Source organism: Pedobacter gandavensis (genome assembly GCF_032678465.1).
GTDB lineage: Bacteria > Bacteroidota > Bacteroidia > Sphingobacteriales > Sphingobacteriaceae > Pedobacter > Pedobacter gandavensis_B.
Genome location: NZ_JAVTSK010000005.1, coordinates 134,756 through 150,434 on the forward strand (window position 1 = coordinate 134,756; position 15,679 = coordinate 150,434).

The following is a 15,679-nucleotide window of genomic DNA, read 5'->3' on the forward strand; positions in this document are numbered from 1 at the left end:
TTTTCAATGGGCATTGTATTATGCCCATTGATTTTAGCCTTGATTAACGTTAAATCCTACCCAAAGGAATTAAAGGTAATCACCCTCTATTTGTCGTCCATAGCTATTATCGGCGCTTATAGTGCCTACCTATGGACCCATCTTCAAAATAACCTTCCGGTATTGCATATTTACACCATGGTAGAGTTTACTACCATTATGCTCTTCTACCAGGTTATATTTAAGAATTATATTCCTAAACGCTCATTCTGGTTAGTCATCGGAATATTTCTGGTTTTCTGCCTACTTAATGCCACCTATATCCAAGACTGGAAAATATTCAATACTTATCCGCGTACGCTGGAAAGTATCCTCGTCATAAGCGCATCCTTATATTATTATTATAAAATTACCCGTCAGAGCCTCTATACTCAAATAGAGAAAAGCCCTGTATTCTGGATCAATACCGGTTTTTTCATTTACTTCTCGGGAAGTTTTTTATTATTTACCATCAGCAATTATATCCTGCCATATAGCTTTAAATTCAATATGATGGTTTGGCAATTTCATGCCTTCCTTTCAATTGTCAACAATATTTTAATCTTTATTGGACTATGGCAGCACAAGAAAACATAGATGTTTACTTCTTTCTCTTTACAGGCATGATTGTCATGTTTGTCCTGAGTGCTGCTGTGGTAGTACTTTTCTTTGTGTACCAGAAAAAATTTTACCATCAGCAAGTTGCACTGAGAGAAAAAGATGCAGAATACCAGCAAAAACTATTACATAATAACATCGAAAAAATTGAGGAAGAAAGACGAAGAGTAGCTAAAGATCTTCATGATGAAGTAGGCAGTATATTCTCTACTATTGGCATAAAAATAATACAGTTTGAGAAAAAAAACAATGCTTTAGCTGAAGACAACGGAGGATTGGACCTGATCAAAGATACAAAGCTGCTGGTCGACAAAGGCGTAATGAGTGTCCGCAGAATATCTCACAATATGATCCCTAATGAACTGGAAATGTTTGGAATCGCTGCAGCAATTGAAGAATTATGCTTTCAGATTGAAGGTTCCGATGGTTTAGATGTGAACTTTGAAAGCGAAGGTCTGGATAAATGTGGTCGTGCAGAAATAGAACTAGCCCTTTACCGCATCACTCAGGAACTCATTAGTAATACCGTAAAACATGCCAGGGCTAAAAAAGTAGAAATACTCCTCAACTGTAGCGACATGGACATACTTTATCAGTATAAAGACGATGGCATTGGTTTCGACATGGATCAGATTCGAAGAGGTCTGGGTATACAAAACATCACTAGCAGGGTAGAAATGAACGGCGGGCAAATCACTTACCATAGCGGTATTCAGGGATTTGGTGTTTCAATTTATTTCCCTGCATAAACTTCAATAAGATGAATAAATTGATAAAAATAGCTGTTACAGATGATCAGGTGATGTTTAGAGAATGCCTGGTCAACAATATTAAAAGCTTTGGAAACATGGAAGTGCTGTTTGAAGCAGGAAATGGTCTGGAATTACTAACTGCAATGAATGAATGTGGTGAGGAGAAACCAGACATCGTACTCATGGATCTGAACATGCCTGAAATGAATGGCATGGAAGCTACAAAAAAATTGAAGATCACTTTTCCTGACGTCCGGGTCATCGTACTTTCAGTTCATGGCGAAGAGAAGCACATCACCAGGATGATTCAACAAGGTGTAAACGGTTATATCGCTAAAAACTCAGACCTTTCTGAGCTTAAAAATGCCATAGAAATGACCTATAATAATGGTTTCTATTTCAATGAAATGGTCTTAAAAACTTTACAATCCGGAAAATTACTCAACAAAACCAACCTTAGAGGGTTTGATGCCAGCTCTTCGCTTACACAACGTGAAAAAGAAATATTAGAGCTCATCTGTGAAGAACTTACTACAGCTGAAATTGCCGATAAATTGTCGATCAGCTTACGTACAGTAGATGGACACCGAAACAACTTATTGGTGAAAACCGGAGCAAAAAATGTAGCTGGATTGGTGGTCTTTGCCTTTAAACACAAGATTGTCGATACTGATCTTTAATAAAAAATCCTTCGCCATTTCCCCAACTGAGTTAGACACCAGTTGCCAGTAAAGCACTTTTAGCCTGCTTTTAATCCAGGAATAACTCATCCGCTATAGTCAATAACGGATGAACTTCCATATTATCTTCCCTCAGACTAGAAGTTACGATCACCAATAGCAATTTAGGTTCATGTAGAAATTCGATCATTTCCAAAGCATCTGGCATCAACTCCATACCTTTTGTTTTCAATCTCTCCAATGTAAGTGCTTCCCACCTCTTGATCACTTCTTCCAGATCTGTAGCTATGCCATATTTAGACAATAGATTTTTGCATTCATCGGAAGTAGAATTCCAGCATAATTTTTTAACCAATCGGAATAACTCAACTGAACATAATCATCTCCCAACAACTCATTCCAACATTCATAATGAAAATACCTAGAATCAATTAATGTCCCGTACAGATCAAATCATACAGCCTTTAGATTTTTCATTTGGTATTCAGGGCTTAAATGTATTCTACATATACCTTCTGATTGTACAAAACCCGAAATAAAATGCAGATGATCTCATAGAAGCTGGGATTGAATGCCTATAAAAGAATAATAATCATTATATTAAATATAATTTTGAATATTATTCTGATTATACATATATTCATAGAATGATAATCGAAAACAACATCAATTTAGATAAGATTGACCTTGCTATTTTAAGGTTAATGCAGGAAAACTCCCGAATATCCAATGTCCATATGGCTAAAGAACTGGAGATGGCTCCTTCTGCGGTATTGGAAAGGGTGAAGAAACTGGAACAAAAAAATGTGATCACACATTACACTGCAAGAATCAACCCCGCAGCTGTGGATTTAAAATTACTGGCCTTTATTTCTATGAAAGCATCACATAGTATTGGTTGTACCACCACTGCTACAGAATTAGCCAGGATTAAAGAAGTACAGGAAGTACATATTATCGCTGGCGACGATTGCTATCTGGTCAAGGTAAGAACCACAGACTCCGCCTCATTAATGGCCTTAATGAGAGACTCATTTAGCAAAATAACCACGATTCAATCTATCCGAACCACAATTGTACTGGAAACTATCAAAGAAGACTTACAATTGCTCATCCCTGAAAAATAACCTGAAACTATGAATCCTACTCCTAAAACCGCATCCCCTATCATGGTATATCTGGCTTTTACCGTCGTTTATATTGTATGGGGCTCCACCTATTTTTTCATCCAAAAAGCCCTTGCCGGCTTTCCACCATTTATCCTGGGTACTTTCCGTTTTCTGATTGCCGGAGGATTGATGATTTCCTGGTGTGCACTAAAGGGGGAACAGTTATTCAACAAAAGAAGTGTAAAAGTTGCGGCAATTGCAGGTATCCTGATGCTCGGTTTAGGAAATGGAATTGTCATCTGGGTAGAGCAGTTTATTCCAAGTGGATTAGTGGCCATTATGGTCGCCTCCGCAGCGATTTGGTTCGTCATTCTTGATAAACCAAAATGGAAAGAGAATCTAAGTAGCAAATCTACACTGGCAGGCCTTATTATAGGTTTCATTGGTGTGATCCTACTCTTCGGAGAACAGATGATCCATTCCTTTAATACCCATCAAAGTACAAAACAAATTATTGGTATGAGCCTACTGGTAGTAGGTCCGATTGCCTGGGCCGGAGGATCACTTTATGCCAAATACAAAACCTCGACTGATAGTTCAGTCACCGTAAATACCGCCTGGCAAATGATTGCAGCAGGAATTGTGTTCATACCTGGCAGTATTTTTAGTTCAGAATACCAAACCTTCCAATGGTCTAATGTTCCCTTGGATGCCTGGCTTTCGATCAGTTACCTGATTATTTTTGGTTCTATCGCTGCATTTAGTGCCTATGTATGGTTATTAAAAGTAAGGCCTGCTACCCAGGTGAGCACTTATGCTTATGTTAACCCTGTGGTGGCCATCCTGCTCAGTCTCTGTTTTACCAATGAGAAAATTACATTTATACAGATCATCGGACTGCTTGTTATCTTAGGAAGTGTGCTCCTGATCAATCTCGTGAAGTATAGAAACAGTGCTAAAGCAACTCCCCAAAAAAAAACACTACTGGTTCAGGAAGTTTAAATAATAGCTCCTTAGACAAAAAAGCATACTAAAAAACTAAAGCAGCTTAGGAAATCCTAAGCTGCTTTGTTGTAAACAATAACACCAGGCGCTGAAATTAAGCGATTTTACTCACCTCTTCAATACGGTATACTTTAATACCTTCAGGCATCTCCCATTGTAACTGCGCGCCTTTAACATAACCCACCATTGCCACACCTATTGGCGATAAAATGGAAAGCGTTTTATGCTTGTCTCTTGCCTTTGCAGGCGCAACCAGCTTATAGGTAAATTCTTCGCCGGATTCCATTTCTCTGACACGAACAGCCCTACCCACGGTTACTACATCTTCAGGAAGTTCTTTATTCAACACTTGCTTAGCAAAACGCAGTTCCAATTTTAGTTTTTCCTCATTGAACTTGCTTAATTTTCTTCTTCTAATGTGCTCTTTTAATAAGTCAAAAATTCCAGTGGATAATATGATAGGGGTCTCGTCTATTTTTAATGATTTTGTAGTCATGATTTGTTGATTAAATGATAAAATATTGGGTTAAATGATTACATATAGAGGTATGCGCTTGCCCCAGTCTGATACTCAACTGGGGCCAAACCATCAAAGTCCCTCACCCTCCTGACCAATACTCCCATATTAATAAGCGTTATTTTTTTCTTTCTCTAAAACAAGTGAACTTTCAGATTCCACAATTTGATGATAATTTTGAAAGACCGCTACCAGCACAAAAAAAGAGATAGAAAGGCCGATCGCTAATGGTTTAACCATCAAAATGGACATCAGCAAAAACCCGAGATTTAGTAGAGAAAGCAATACAAGGACACCCCTTAAAAAGGAGATGATGCCTGATTTTTTCATAATAAGAAAGAAAAAGATAAAAGGAAAAAAGAATTAAGATCAAATCCCCAAACCTTCAGAAAGGCTGGGGCTTACTTAATAAAGTCCTTACTGCTTTTAAGAAAAGAATCTCCCAAACGATATTGCAGAGATAAAAAATGGCAAGACACAGCCGACACCCTACGCAATTGAGTTGCGAGCTGGTTACTGCGGAAGTGATTGATATGCCTGATGGGATTCATTATGGCAAAGGTAGTCCAAATGCTTCGATATAAAAAATATCTGTTGAATAGGATAAAATTAAGTAAATGCCAGGCTTTGCAACCTGGCATTTAAAAAAGTTGTGAAAAGGACAGGCCTAATTTTTCAACCTCACGTATTTCTCAATGATCTCATGATCTACCCCAAGTTTTTCGTCTTTTTCAAAACCTCTCTGAATCAGAGTATCCCCTTTCATTGACAACGTGAATTCAAAGGTCTTATCTTCCCAATCCCTGCTAATAAAGTATTCCAGGTGTTCTGTGTATTTATTTCCCTTTAAAGTATAGGTGCCTCCCCCAGCCACAAAAACTGGTTTTGGATCTTTCCCGTGTTTCAAATCATGATTAAAAAAGGCAAAATGAGTGCCATTGAACATCTTAATCTGCTTCATCCCTTTCTTATAATCTGTAAATGTAGACTTCCCTTTTGCAATAGTCTCTCCGGAAACAAGTTGCCAGGTACCTTGAATAGGTAAGTCTTTTTCTACCGGATTCGCATCCTTCATCAGGTTTAATACAGGGAGCATGGCTGAACTAAGGATAAAGAGGCCAACTTTTAGGTTCATAACGTTAATTTTTAGGTTTAGGTTTTCTATTCGGTTTGGTTTAGCCTTAACTCTTCTTTGAAAGAAGAGAAAGCATTACTAAAATATTAAATATTTTTCATTCAGCCGTTATACTTTTCATTCCTTTTGTAACACTGAGAATCATAGTTGTTCACATTGAATATCAAATTGCTTCATATACAAAGCCCAGATCTTTATGCTTATACTTTTTTAAGGCCAATCCATTCTCGTCCACTAAAAGCTCCTCCAGAGCTATTTCTAGAAAACCAGCTTTAATCCGGTGACCCGCACGATTCCTGCACATATTAAAAATTGCCAATGGCGTCTTAGGTCCGGAATCAAAAAAACCTTCCATGATTAAATGACTGAGTTCTATTTTACTGTGCTGCCGAAATGCGATACGCTCATTTTCATGGTAGCGTTTCACCGGATTCGCTTCATTCAGCAGGTATAAAAGCTCCATTGGCTGTTCCTCATGGAGTTGATAAACTTTGTATTGGATGAAATCCCCCTTTTGCGAATGTAGCGACAATAATTTGATCTCCTTAGGACGACCATCTATGTTCCTGAAAAAGTCAACGGTATGGCAATCAAATATCTTTGCCAACACAGAGATATCCCCCAGCCATAATTCCTTATGCAATTTAAATCCTTCCCGGTCTGCAATAAACCCTTTCTTCCTTCCCATTAAAAAGGAAAGTTCTTCCTGTGAATATTGTGCAGCGATCCGCTTCAATTGTATGAAATATATCAAGTCAAAATTTAAATAGGTAGTTTTTATTCCCTTTTCCACTCTTTTTGCAATAATTGTCATATTTTTCGGTTTTTATTAACCAAAAGTAAAAACAACAATATCATAAAAAGAATAAGGTGAGGTTGTAATTAACAACACGTAGGTTGTATTATACAACTGCTCAACTCATTCCTGGTTCCGGCATAATTTAATAAACACGAATAAAATGATCAAAAAACCCCATTTAGGAAGAAATCTGAGTCGCATCCGCCTCTATTACGGAATGAAACAAAGCACCTTAGCTAAAGCACTGGGTATTAGCCAGCAAGCCGTTTCAAAAATGGAACAGAAAAAGACAATAGGAGACGACTTATTACTTAAAATCTCAAAAATTCTAAATGTCAAACTTAGCCTTTTTAAAAAACTGGATACCGAGCTTAGTTTACACGTCAACAATAATGCTTATGAAATTGAAAAAAATAGCGATATGGGACTAATCATCGAACTCATTAAGCGATTAAGGGAAAAAGAATAAATCCATCCTTCCAAAAACAATAAACCTGATTTAGCGATTCTTCGATAGCAAACACCCGATAAACACCCTATCGAAGACGCTATGACTGAAAAGGAACACACTATAGCAGTAATTTTCGCATCCATTTGATTCTGCAGAGTAGCCAAACCACTGCATAAGCCAGCAACAACGTGATCATACAAGAAAGCAATACATTTAAACCCGGATGGAGGTCAAACTGAGCAGCAAAATACCTAAAAATCAAACCTATAAAAAAATAATGCACTAAAAATATTCCAAAAGAATATTTAGCAATGGATTGAATGACTTGCCTGAAAACTCCATTTTTTAACTCCATACCTTCCAGCATTAAAAATACCCCGACCGCTTCTAAAAGTACATTAGGTGAACAATAATACCAGACCATTTCAATATTAGGGATAGAAAAAGGAACACTGATCGTCAGGTAATATGTGATGCCATAACCCGTCAGAAACAACAAAATCCCCATACATCTTTTTGTCAGCGTACTCCATCCCGGCAAATAAGTGTACAGATAATAGCCCATCAGTAAATACCCGATAAAGCCTGATAAATAGTAAAAAGAATGAAACTCATTCCAGTCACATACGCCAAAGGCCAATTCAGTTAAAAACTTCAGATAAGGGATAAAAGTGGAGAAAATAAAAATGGCCAGTACCAGTTCCAATTCCCTTTTTGTTGCCTTAGCTACCCATGGAGAAATGATGGGAATAATAAGATACAAACCAACCAACATATACAAATACCATAAATGAGGAGAAGCATCACCAAAACTTAAAGGCAATCTGACCATATTGAACCAGATTTTGTCTGCTGATTTAGGATTCAATACCAGCGCATCAAATACCACATAAGCTGCACCCCAAAAAAGTAATGGGGGGATAATGCGCCACAACCTCTTTTTATAAAATTCAATGGTATTGAGTTTCGTGGGCAACAGTAAAACTCCGGAAATGAGCACAAATAAAGGTACTGCGAAACGGTATAAAGAACCAATGTAAGTCCCCCATTCAAAATTAAAATTACCGTCCTGGTTCAGAATAATACAGTCATTGGCATGAGCTACAATCACCATAAAAACAGCGATCACTTTCAGTAAATCCAGCCAGTTAATTTTCACCTTATTCTTCAAAATCTCCTGCTCTAATCTTAATTGGTCTTCCATACGCTTACTAATTGGGAGGATAAACCTAAAGCAATTAACGCAAACTATCAAGCTTTGCCACCATACCCCAGCTCAATGCCAAAAGCGTTTAATCATTAGCTATAAATGGTTAATGATTAAAAATCAGGTAACCTATCTTAGTAAACGACTAACCATCAAGCGATATCCAAATATGAATAAGCTCAAAAAACGCGTCATTTACCTGCTTTTATTTTTTTCCACAATTTATCACAGTCAAGCCCAGGACATCGAAAGATGGGATAAAGATGCCTCCACAAAAGAAAACCCAAATACCCGCTGGTTTCAGGAAGCTAAATTTGGCCTGTTTATCCATTGGGGATTGTATTCCAAACTGGCGGGCGTATGGGAGGAGAAGGATTATTATGGTAGCGGAGAATGGTTGATGCATCAGGCTAAAATCCCTGCAAAAGACTATGAAAAGGTAGCTACCAGCTTTAATCCTACAAAATTTAATGCAGAAGAATGGACTGACCTGGCAAAGGATGCCGGGATAAAGTATATGGTCATCACCGCCAAACACCATGAAGGTTTTGCCATGTACGACTCGAAAGTAAGTGATTTCAGCATTGTAAAAGCCAGTCCATATGGTAAAGATCCGATGAAAGCACTTGCCAATGCCAGTCGCAAAAAAGGCATCCGCTTTGGCTTCTATTATTCTCAATTTTTAGACTGGCATGAACCTAACGGTGGCGGCAATAAGTGGGACTTTAAAGAAGAAAATAAAGATTACTTAAAATACTATAAAGAAAAGTCTATCCCGCAGCTCAAAGAATTATTGACCAACTATGGTGATCTGGGCATTGTCTGGTTTGATATGCCAGGCGGATTAAATAAACAACAGACTCAGGACCTGGTGAATGAAATGCATGCACTGCAGCCGAAAAGTCTGTTCAGTAGCCGTGTCGGACAAGGTCTTGGTGATTACCGTACTTTCGGTGATTCAGAAGTTCCGGCAACGCCGATAAAAGGTGCATGGGAATCTATTTATACCCATAATGATTCATGGGGCTATATCAGCCACGACATGAACTTCAAAACCCCTGAAGAAATTACCCAGCTCCTGGCTAATGTCGCTTCAAAAGGAGGAAACCTCATGCTAAATGTGGGCCCTGATGGAGAAGGTAACATTCCCTACTACTCGGAGAAATACTTGAGAGCCACCGGTAAATGGTTACAGAAAAATGGAGAAAGTATTTATGGCAGTACCTATGGTCTGGTTCCAGCTCAGCCCTGGGGAGTAACGACTTCTAAACCAGGAAAACTTTACCTGCATATCCTTCAGCCTGCTAAAAATGGCAAGATCAGAGTTCCGGGAATCAACGTGAACGTCACTGATGTGGCACAACTTGGTAGCAACACTAAATTGAAATATGAACTTAAAAATCAAGTCCTATATCTGGAGCTGCCTCCTGGAAGGGACCCTTACCATACAGTCATTACAGTGAGTTTTAAAGGCCAGCTAAATGATGGCTATTTAAATTCAATCCCAACGGTTTCTGCTGCGTACGACAACAATGTACTGGAAGTTGTCCATTCAAAACCCAGCGGTGCCGCAAAAATGCAAACCTTAACCTATAGCCATTATTTTGGCGACTGGAAGCATACCAATTGTATCACCGACATGGTAAAACCTGAAGATCAGGTTAGTTTTCAATTTAACATCACAGAACCTGGCGATTATAAAGTGCTATTGGAATATGCTTGTCCGGAGGAAAGTGCAAAACAGGAAGGTCTCCTGGAATTCGACCATAAGACCTATAAATTTCAAACCCTAAGAACCTCCGAATATAAGTCTTCTAAACCACTGCTCTTTATTAAACACCCGGTGGCGACTGTTACCGTACAAAAACCTGGAGTATACATCTTGAATTTAAAACCGGAAAACAATACTAAGGAACTTTTTAAATTAAAATCCCTGATTCTGCAACCTATCCAATAAAGCTGAGCAGACTTAATCCTCTACGAAATCCAGGTCTTTATGATGGGTTTCAGGAATGGTTTTAATACAATAAAAGCCGATTCCAAAACAAAGCAACCCGATGATTGCTGCTGCATGCAATTCCATCACATGCGGTTTTAAAAAAGTATAACCTGTAGTCATCAGCACCACTGTTCCGCGCACCATGTTCGGAATGGTGGTGGCTGCTGTTGCCCTTACATTCGTTCCGAATTGCTCCGCACCGATGGTCACAAACATCGCCCAATAGCCAATTCCAAACCCGATCCATAAACACATCGCATATAGTCCTTTTGTAGTAGAAATCCCTCCATAAAGAAAAATCAGACTCCCAATTGCAGCAAACATCATCAGGTAAGCAACTGCCTTACGGCGCGACTCCAGCCAGTAACTGATTATTCCACTAACCAGATCCCCCGCAGCAAGACCTACATAACACCACATCACTGCCAACCCAGGTTTGATGGCCTCTGAAATGTGTAAGGCTTTACCAATCTCATTACTAAACGTAGCCAGAATCCCAATCACAAACCAGGTAGGTAAGCCCATACCAATGCATTTCAGGTACAGAACTAACCGGCTTTTCTTTGTGAAAAAAGAGAGGAAATTCCCTTTGCTCAATTGTTCTTTGGCCTTCATCGTATGAAACATTCCAGACTCGAATACGCCAATCCTTAAAAACAACAAAAGGATCCCCATTCCTCCTCCAATAAAATAAGCATTCCGCCAGCTAAACAATTCTACCGTAAAATAACCAACTACAGCGCCCAGCAGTCCAACTCCAGCTACCAATGAAGTTCCCAATGCCCGAAGTTTTTTGGGTAAACTTTCAGAAACCAGGGTTATCCCGGCTCCAAGCTCCCCTGCCAGACCCACTCCCGCAATAAAGCGCAGAACCTTATACACAAAAACATCATGCACAAAGCCACAGGCAAAATTTGCAATAGAATAGGTAATGATAGAACCAAATAGAACAGAAAGCCGGCCTTTCTTATCGCCCAGTACACCCCATAGAATTCCACCTAACAATAATCCCGTCATTTGCCAGTTGAGGATACTTGCTCCTTCTATAGAACGGGCTGCTTCATCAAGCCCCAGCTCTGTTAAACTGGGAATCCTTACGATACCAAATAATAGCAAATCATAGATGTCTACAAAATAGCCCAGAGAAGCTACAATAACTGGTGCACTGAGCAAGTAAGCCCAGTTGCTTTTTTCTTTAATGGTGGTGGTCATTTATGATTTAAGGTTTGTTGGTTGAAATCTATTTCTAATGTAACAATTCCATGAGGAATAATTTCAATTTTATCTACTGTACATCTGGACCTGGTTATTTTAACCAGGTTGCTCTTGCCCACAAGCCTTCCAAAGGGCCTTGTTTGTGCTTGCTCAGCCACCATTTACAAAATTGCACCTGTGCCAGAAAAACAACAATACCGATCAATAAGCTCACTGTCATTCCGCATGATTTCGCCAGAGAAAGCCCAAAAGGAAAATAAATTAAAGCGCCTAAAATCGACTGACTCACATAATTCGTTAAACTCATTCGTCCATAAGGGATCAAAGAAGCCGTCAGCTTTTTAAACTTGATTTTCTGATATAAAAGCTGGAAAGAAGCGGCTAAAACTATGGTAAATGAAAATTTAGACCACATGTCCATCACCACACCTACCGTAGATTTATTGATCAGATCCTTATTGTTGTCCATCATGATCACTTTAAATTCATAAAGTGGCGCAAATGCGATAGCAGAAATGATCAAAGCGCTCAGCCAAAAATTCCTGTTTTCTTTTGAATCCAGGAAAAGTTGCTTTCTCCCAATCCACAATCCACACATAAACAAGCCCATGGTCTGCATAAAGCGTCCCTCTTCAATTGCCCACAATAAACTGGCCTTTTGTCCGGTAGTCAGGTTAACAATGAAGAACTCTCTAAGGTTACCACTCGCTACTACCTTTCCGATTTCTCCATAAAGCGCAGAAGCCTGCTTTACAGGTAAGCTATAAGTTGCATCAAACAAACTTCTTAAATAATGATACCACTCTATAGGCTGAAGTAAACAAAGTACCGCCAGAAATAACAAGGTTTTATTGTCTGCTTTTCTGACAAAAAACAAAATTACACCTGCAATACAATAAAGTAGCAAGACGTCTCCCCCTGGAAAGAACAAAGCATTCAAAGAAGCAAACACACTTAATAACAGTAGTCGCCATAAAAAGCGATATCCAAAATCCTTACCCATGGCCTGTTGTTTGGCGAATAAGAGGGAAAAAGTAAAACCAAAAAGAAGTGCAAATATCGCATAGGCTTTCCCTGCAAATAGAGAAAAAACAAAGCTAAAAACGCCTTTATCCAAGGCATTTAACCAATCAGGTTGTGAGGCTGGATCCGGATAAATGCCAGAAATAAAGTGTTCAATATTATGTACTAAAAAGATGGCCATTACAGCAAATCCTCTAAAAGCATCCACTACATCGATCCGGTTGCTTTGCCCGGGAATTGTACTCGCTAAATTCATTTAAATTAGTTTGATTTCAAATTTGTGTCCCTAAAGCTAATAATTTTGTTCTTTATGTCAAATATCAGAGGTGGAACCAGGTACAAACCAAACGTTTTGATATTAAGCCACATATGCGTATCTTTGTTAAAAAAAAGACCATGCTAATTACCCACATATCCATTTTACAAGCCGCAGCTACAAAGCCTGCCTGCTTCGGATAGTCATGGAATATTCTTTTTCCAGCTGATATTCAGCCCAATAAAATACAATGATTTAATACCCATCCCGATTTTCTTTTCGGATTAAACAACGACACAATTCCTTATGGACATTTTATATACCACTGAAGAAAAGTATTTGGAAGCGCTTGAAGAATTAAACTTCGGAGAGCCACCAAAAGCCCTTCACTTACTAAATGCAATTATTCAATCAGACCCGGAATATGCGAGAGCGTATTGCAGTCTGGGAAACATTTACCAGGATAAATTTAAAAACTATCAGACTGCTGGTTACTATTACACAAAATGCATCGAATTGGAACCTGAATTTCCGGATACATATTTGCCCTATTTACGCTTATTGACTACCCTGGAAATGCCGAAACTTGCCGAGCAGGTATTCAAACAGGCATTAGCCACCAAAGGAGTTTGCAAATGCTGCATCTATGAGCAAATGGGCATCTATGCAGAGCAGGATAAAAAATGGGAAGCTGCCAATGAATTATATAAAAAAGCGCTGTTAAACAGCACAGGAATAGAAGACAAAACTGCATTACATGATAACCTGCAGCGACTAAAAGATAAAAAGAAATTAAGCTCTACGGTGATTTACAACTTTCAATCACAGGATTAAAAACAAGCAAAGCCTTCATAACTGAAGGCTTTGCTTGTTTTATAAATTCCGGATTTACCCGCTACTATTTTCCTTGCTTTAACACAATAGCTCCTAAAGGTGGCAACTGCAGTTGAATGGAATACTCCCGACCATGACAATCTAAAGGTTCAGGCAGGAACAGCATACCTTCATTTCCTTTTCCGCTACCAAAAAACTCTGGAGCATCTGTATTAAAAATTTCTTTCCATTTTGCTTTGAACGGAAGTCCGATACGGTAGTTTTCCCTGAATACAGGGGTCATATTCAATACCACAATCAACGTATCTTTAGCTTTAAGTCCCTTCCTGAGGTATACGTAAACTGAATTATTGGTATCGTCGGCGTTCATCCATTCAAATCCTTCATAAGAAAAACTATGGGCATAAAGCGCAGGTTCAGTACGGTAAAGTTGATTCAATGCACGAACGGTTTGCTGCATCCCTAAATGAGGCGCATGTTGCAGCAGATGCCAATCCAATGAGCTTTTAAAATCCCATTCATGCGTTTGAGCAAACTCATTCCCCATAAACAATAATTTAGTTCCAGGTTGCGTAAACATATATGCATATAAAAGTCGCAGGTTAGCGAACTTCTGCCATTCATCTCCCGGCATTTTATAGATCATGGAAGATTTTCCATGCACCACCTCATCATGTGAGAAAGGCAGCATAAATCGCTCAGTAAAGGCATAAGTAATGCTAAAAGTAAGCTGATGATGATGATAACTCCTATTCAACGGATCATTTTTGAAATACTTTAAGGTATCATTCATCCAGCCCATCATCCATTTCATGCCAAAACCTAAACCGCCCTCTTTAACCGGATGGGTAACACCAGCATAGGTACTACTCTCTTCCGCGATGGTATGTACCCCTTCAAAATTCCCGTAAACAGCCTCATTCAGATCTTTCAAAAACTGTATGGCGCCCAGGTTTTCTGGCCCCCCAAACTCGTTCGTGGCCGATTCTCCAGCCTTTCTGGAGAAGTTAAAATACAACATGGAAGCTACAGCATCCACACGGAGTCCATCAGCATGAAATTTATCCAGCCAGAATACCGCATTGCTGATCAGAAAAGACCTCACTTCCCCTCTGTCATAATTAAAAATGTAGGACTTCCAGTCCGGATGAAAACCTTTTCTCATATCTGCATGCTCATACAAATGTGTACCGTCAAAATGGTACAAACCATGTGCATCACCAGGAAAATGAGAAGGTACCCAGTCCAGAATGACCCCAATATCGTTTTTATGAAGTTCATCAATCAGGTACATCAACTCTTCTGGTGTCCCATGTCTGGAACTGGCGGCATAATATCCTGTAATCTGATAGCCCCAGGATGGGAAATAGGGATACTCCATGATTGGCATCAGTTCCACATGTGTAAAACCCATATCCAGAATATAAGGCACCAGACTATTGGCTATTTCTTTGTAAGTAAGTACCCGCTGAGGTTCTGAAGGATCCCGTTGCCAGGAACCCAAATGAAGTTCATACACCGAGAAAGGCTGATTTAAGGCATTTACTTTTGGTCGTTTCTTCAACCAGCTCTTATCCTTCCAGCGGTAATCAGCTTCCCAAATGACAGAAGCAGTTCTGGGAGGATGTTCCCAATGCCGGGCAAAAGGATCACCTTTCTGGATATCCAGGCCATCAAAACCTTTAATGGCATATTTATAAACTTCTCCATTTTTCAGGTCAGGAATAAAACCTTCCCAGATTCCAGAGGCATCCCATCTTTTATTCAAATAATGACTGCCCGCATCCCAATTGTTAAAATTTCCGACCACACTTACTTTCTGCGCATTTGGAGCCCAAACGGCAAAATAAGCACCATCTCTACCATCAACCCGGAGCAGATGTACCCCCAATTTTTCATACAAACGGAAGTGTTTCCCGGTCACAAATAAGGAAACATCAAAATCTGTAAATAGGCTATGCAACCAAACGCTACAATCTTGCGCTACTACTTTATCGGCTATTATTTTTTCGGAACTGCGCTTTACTGGTACACTCATGAAAATGATTTTAATTATTTGTC

The 15,679-nt window shown here is 39.1% G+C and carries 17 protein-coding genes; 8 read left to right on the forward strand and 9 right to left on the reverse strand.

Annotated elements, in window-relative coordinates; translation table 11 throughout:
• Nucleotides 1-6: 6 nt before the first annotated feature.
• The 3 genes from R2Q94_RS10985 to R2Q94_RS10995 are packed head-to-tail and all read left to right on the forward strand — an operon-like array spanning nt 7 to nt 2,068.
• Nucleotides 7-615, forward strand: coding sequence for a hypothetical protein (locus R2Q94_RS10985; protein WP_316821507.1), 609 nt, complete (start codon nt 7-9; stop codon nt 613-615).
• Nucleotides 594-1,385: a sensor histidine kinase gene (locus R2Q94_RS10990; protein WP_316821508.1), complete on the forward strand. Its 792-nt coding sequence runs from the start codon at nt 594-596 to the stop codon at nt 1,383-1,385. Before R2Q94_RS10985 ends, R2Q94_RS10990 begins: the two co-directional genes overlap by 22 nt.
• 11 nt (nt 1,386-1,396) lie before the next feature.
• Nucleotides 1,397-2,068, forward strand: a complete 672-nt coding sequence (locus R2Q94_RS10995) for a response regulator transcription factor (RefSeq protein WP_316821509.1) — start codon at nt 1,397-1,399, stop codon at nt 2,066-2,068.
• A 70-nt stretch (nt 2,069-2,138) separates the two neighbouring features.
• On the opposite strand, the gene R2Q94_RS11000 is transcribed toward R2Q94_RS10995, so the two are convergent.
• Nucleotides 2,139-2,423 (reverse strand): HAD hydrolase-like protein, encoded by a 285-nt coding sequence (locus tag R2Q94_RS11000; protein ID WP_316821510.1) that lies wholly within the window; start codon nt 2,421-2,423, stop codon nt 2,139-2,141.
• A gap of 292 nt (nt 2,424-2,715) precedes the next feature.
• On the opposite strand from R2Q94_RS11000, the gene R2Q94_RS11005 reads away from it, so the two are divergent.
• Together R2Q94_RS11005 and R2Q94_RS11010 are read left to right on the forward strand one after the other, a co-directional pair.
• A complete protein-coding gene (locus tag R2Q94_RS11005; protein WP_316821511.1) occupies nt 2,716-3,195 on the forward strand; it encodes an Lrp/AsnC family transcriptional regulator in 480 nt (159 codons plus the stop codon).
• A gap of 9 nt (nt 3,196-3,204) precedes the next feature.
• Nucleotides 3,205-4,179, forward strand: coding sequence for an EamA family transporter (locus tag R2Q94_RS11010; RefSeq protein WP_316821512.1), 975 nt, complete (start codon nt 3,205-3,207; stop codon nt 4,177-4,179).
• Nucleotides 4,180-4,276: 97 nt separating this feature from the next.
• Here R2Q94_RS11010 and R2Q94_RS11015 read toward each other — a convergent pair whose 3' ends face one another.
• From R2Q94_RS11015 to R2Q94_RS11030, 4 genes are all read right to left on the reverse strand, one after another.
• Nucleotides 4,277-4,678: a GreA/GreB family elongation factor gene (locus R2Q94_RS11015; protein ID WP_316821513.1), complete on the reverse strand. Its 402-nt coding sequence runs from the start codon at nt 4,676-4,678 to the stop codon at nt 4,277-4,279.
• 129 nt (nt 4,679-4,807) lie between these two features.
• Nucleotides 4,808-5,029, reverse strand: a complete 222-nt coding sequence (locus R2Q94_RS11020) for a hypothetical protein (RefSeq protein WP_316821514.1) — start codon at nt 5,027-5,029, stop codon at nt 4,808-4,810.
• Between the two features lie 337 nt (nt 5,030-5,366).
• Nucleotides 5,367-5,834: a lipocalin family protein gene (locus R2Q94_RS11025; protein ID WP_316821515.1), complete on the reverse strand. Its 468-nt coding sequence runs from the start codon at nt 5,832-5,834 to the stop codon at nt 5,367-5,369.
• 163 nt (nt 5,835-5,997) lie between these two features.
• Complete coding sequence (locus R2Q94_RS11030; RefSeq protein WP_316821516.1) at nt 5,998-6,648, reverse strand: hypothetical protein; 651 nt, start codon at nt 6,646-6,648, stop codon at nt 5,998-6,000.
• A 145-nt stretch (nt 6,649-6,793) separates the two neighbouring features.
• On the opposite strand from R2Q94_RS11030, the gene R2Q94_RS11035 reads away from it, so the two are divergent.
• Complete coding sequence (locus R2Q94_RS11035; protein ID WP_316821517.1) at nt 6,794-7,102, forward strand: helix-turn-helix transcriptional regulator; 309 nt, start codon at nt 6,794-6,796, stop codon at nt 7,100-7,102.
• 100 nt (nt 7,103-7,202) lie between these two features.
• On the opposite strand, the gene R2Q94_RS11040 is transcribed toward R2Q94_RS11035, so the two are convergent.
• Nucleotides 7,203-8,288 (reverse strand): acyltransferase, encoded by a 1,086-nt coding sequence (locus R2Q94_RS11040; RefSeq protein ID WP_316821518.1) that lies wholly within the window; start codon nt 8,286-8,288, stop codon nt 7,203-7,205.
• Nucleotides 8,289-8,460: 172 nt separating this feature from the next.
• Between R2Q94_RS11040 and R2Q94_RS11045 the strand changes: the two genes are divergently transcribed.
• Complete coding sequence (locus R2Q94_RS11045; protein ID WP_316821519.1) at nt 8,461-10,248, forward strand: alpha-L-fucosidase; 1,788 nt, start codon at nt 8,461-8,463, stop codon at nt 10,246-10,248.
• A gap of 12 nt (nt 10,249-10,260) precedes the next feature.
• Here the strand turns inward: R2Q94_RS11045 and R2Q94_RS11050 are convergent, their stop codons facing one another.
• Together R2Q94_RS11050 and R2Q94_RS11055 are read right to left on the reverse strand one after the other, a co-directional pair.
• On the reverse strand, nt 10,261-11,502 hold the full coding sequence (locus tag R2Q94_RS11050) for an MFS transporter (protein ID WP_316821520.1): 1,242 nt from the start codon (nt 11,500-11,502) through the stop codon (nt 10,261-10,263).
• 94 nt (nt 11,503-11,596) lie between these two features.
• The gene (locus tag R2Q94_RS11055) at nt 11,597-12,784 is read right to left on the reverse strand and encodes a DUF418 domain-containing protein (RefSeq protein ID WP_316821521.1); all 1,188 of its coding nucleotides are present in this window, start codon (nt 12,782-12,784) and stop codon (nt 11,597-11,599) included.
• A gap of 306 nt (nt 12,785-13,090) precedes the next feature.
• Between R2Q94_RS11055 and R2Q94_RS11060 the strand changes: the two genes are divergently transcribed.
• The gene (locus R2Q94_RS11060; RefSeq protein ID WP_316821522.1) at nt 13,091-13,618 is read left to right on the forward strand and encodes a hypothetical protein; all 528 of its coding nucleotides are present in this window, start codon (nt 13,091-13,093) and stop codon (nt 13,616-13,618) included.
• Between the two features lie 64 nt (nt 13,619-13,682).
• Here R2Q94_RS11060 and glgB read toward each other — a convergent pair whose 3' ends face one another.
• Nucleotides 13,683-15,656, reverse strand: a complete 1,974-nt coding sequence (gene glgB, locus R2Q94_RS11065; RefSeq protein WP_316821523.1) for a 1,4-alpha-glucan branching protein GlgB — start codon at nt 15,654-15,656, stop codon at nt 13,683-13,685.
• Nucleotides 15,657-15,679: the final 23 nt, after the last annotated feature.

Bases quoted from the DNA above. Each gene is read 5' to 3' on its own strand.
- R2Q94_RS10985 (WP_316821507.1), top strand. From the start codon at position 7: ATGGGCATTGTATTATGCCCATTGATTTTAGCCTTGATTAACGTTAAA.
- R2Q94_RS10990 (WP_316821508.1), top strand. From the start codon at position 594: ATGGCAGCACAAGAAAACATAGATGTTTACTTCTTTCTCTTTACAGGC.
- R2Q94_RS10995 (WP_316821509.1), top strand. From the start codon at position 1,397: ATGAATAAATTGATAAAAATAGCTGTTACAGATGATCAGGTGATGTTT.
- R2Q94_RS11005 (WP_316821511.1), top strand. From the start codon at position 2,716: ATGATAATCGAAAACAACATCAATTTAGATAAGATTGACCTTGCTATT.
- R2Q94_RS11010 (WP_316821512.1), top strand. From the start codon at position 3,205: ATGAATCCTACTCCTAAAACCGCATCCCCTATCATGGTATATCTGGCT.
- R2Q94_RS11015 (WP_316821513.1), bottom strand. From the start codon at position 4,678: ATGACTACAAAATCATTAAAAATAGACGAGACCCCTATCATATTATCC.
- R2Q94_RS11020 (WP_316821514.1), bottom strand. From the start codon at position 5,029: ATGAAAAAATCAGGCATCATCTCCTTTTTAAGGGGTGTCCTTGTATTG.
- R2Q94_RS11025 (WP_316821515.1), bottom strand. From the start codon at position 5,834: ATGAACCTAAAAGTTGGCCTCTTTATCCTTAGTTCAGCCATGCTCCCT.
- R2Q94_RS11030 (WP_316821516.1), bottom strand. From the start codon at position 6,648: ATGACAATTATTGCAAAAAGAGTGGAAAAGGGAATAAAAACTACCTAT.
- R2Q94_RS11035 (WP_316821517.1), top strand. From the start codon at position 6,794: ATGATCAAAAAACCCCATTTAGGAAGAAATCTGAGTCGCATCCGCCTC.
- R2Q94_RS11040 (WP_316821518.1), bottom strand. From the start codon at position 8,288: ATGGAAGACCAATTAAGATTAGAGCAGGAGATTTTGAAGAATAAGGTG.
- R2Q94_RS11045 (WP_316821519.1), top strand. From the start codon at position 8,461: ATGAATAAGCTCAAAAAACGCGTCATTTACCTGCTTTTATTTTTTTCC.
- R2Q94_RS11050 (WP_316821520.1), bottom strand. From the start codon at position 11,502: ATGACCACCACCATTAAAGAAAAAAGCAACTGGGCTTACTTGCTCAGT.
- R2Q94_RS11055 (WP_316821521.1), bottom strand. From the start codon at position 12,784: ATGAATTTAGCGAGTACAATTCCCGGGCAAAGCAACCGGATCGATGTA.
- R2Q94_RS11060 (WP_316821522.1), top strand. From the start codon at position 13,091: ATGGACATTTTATATACCACTGAAGAAAAGTATTTGGAAGCGCTTGAA.
- glgB (WP_316821523.1), bottom strand. From the start codon at position 15,656: ATGAGTGTACCAGTAAAGCGCAGTTCCGAAAAAATAATAGCCGATAAA.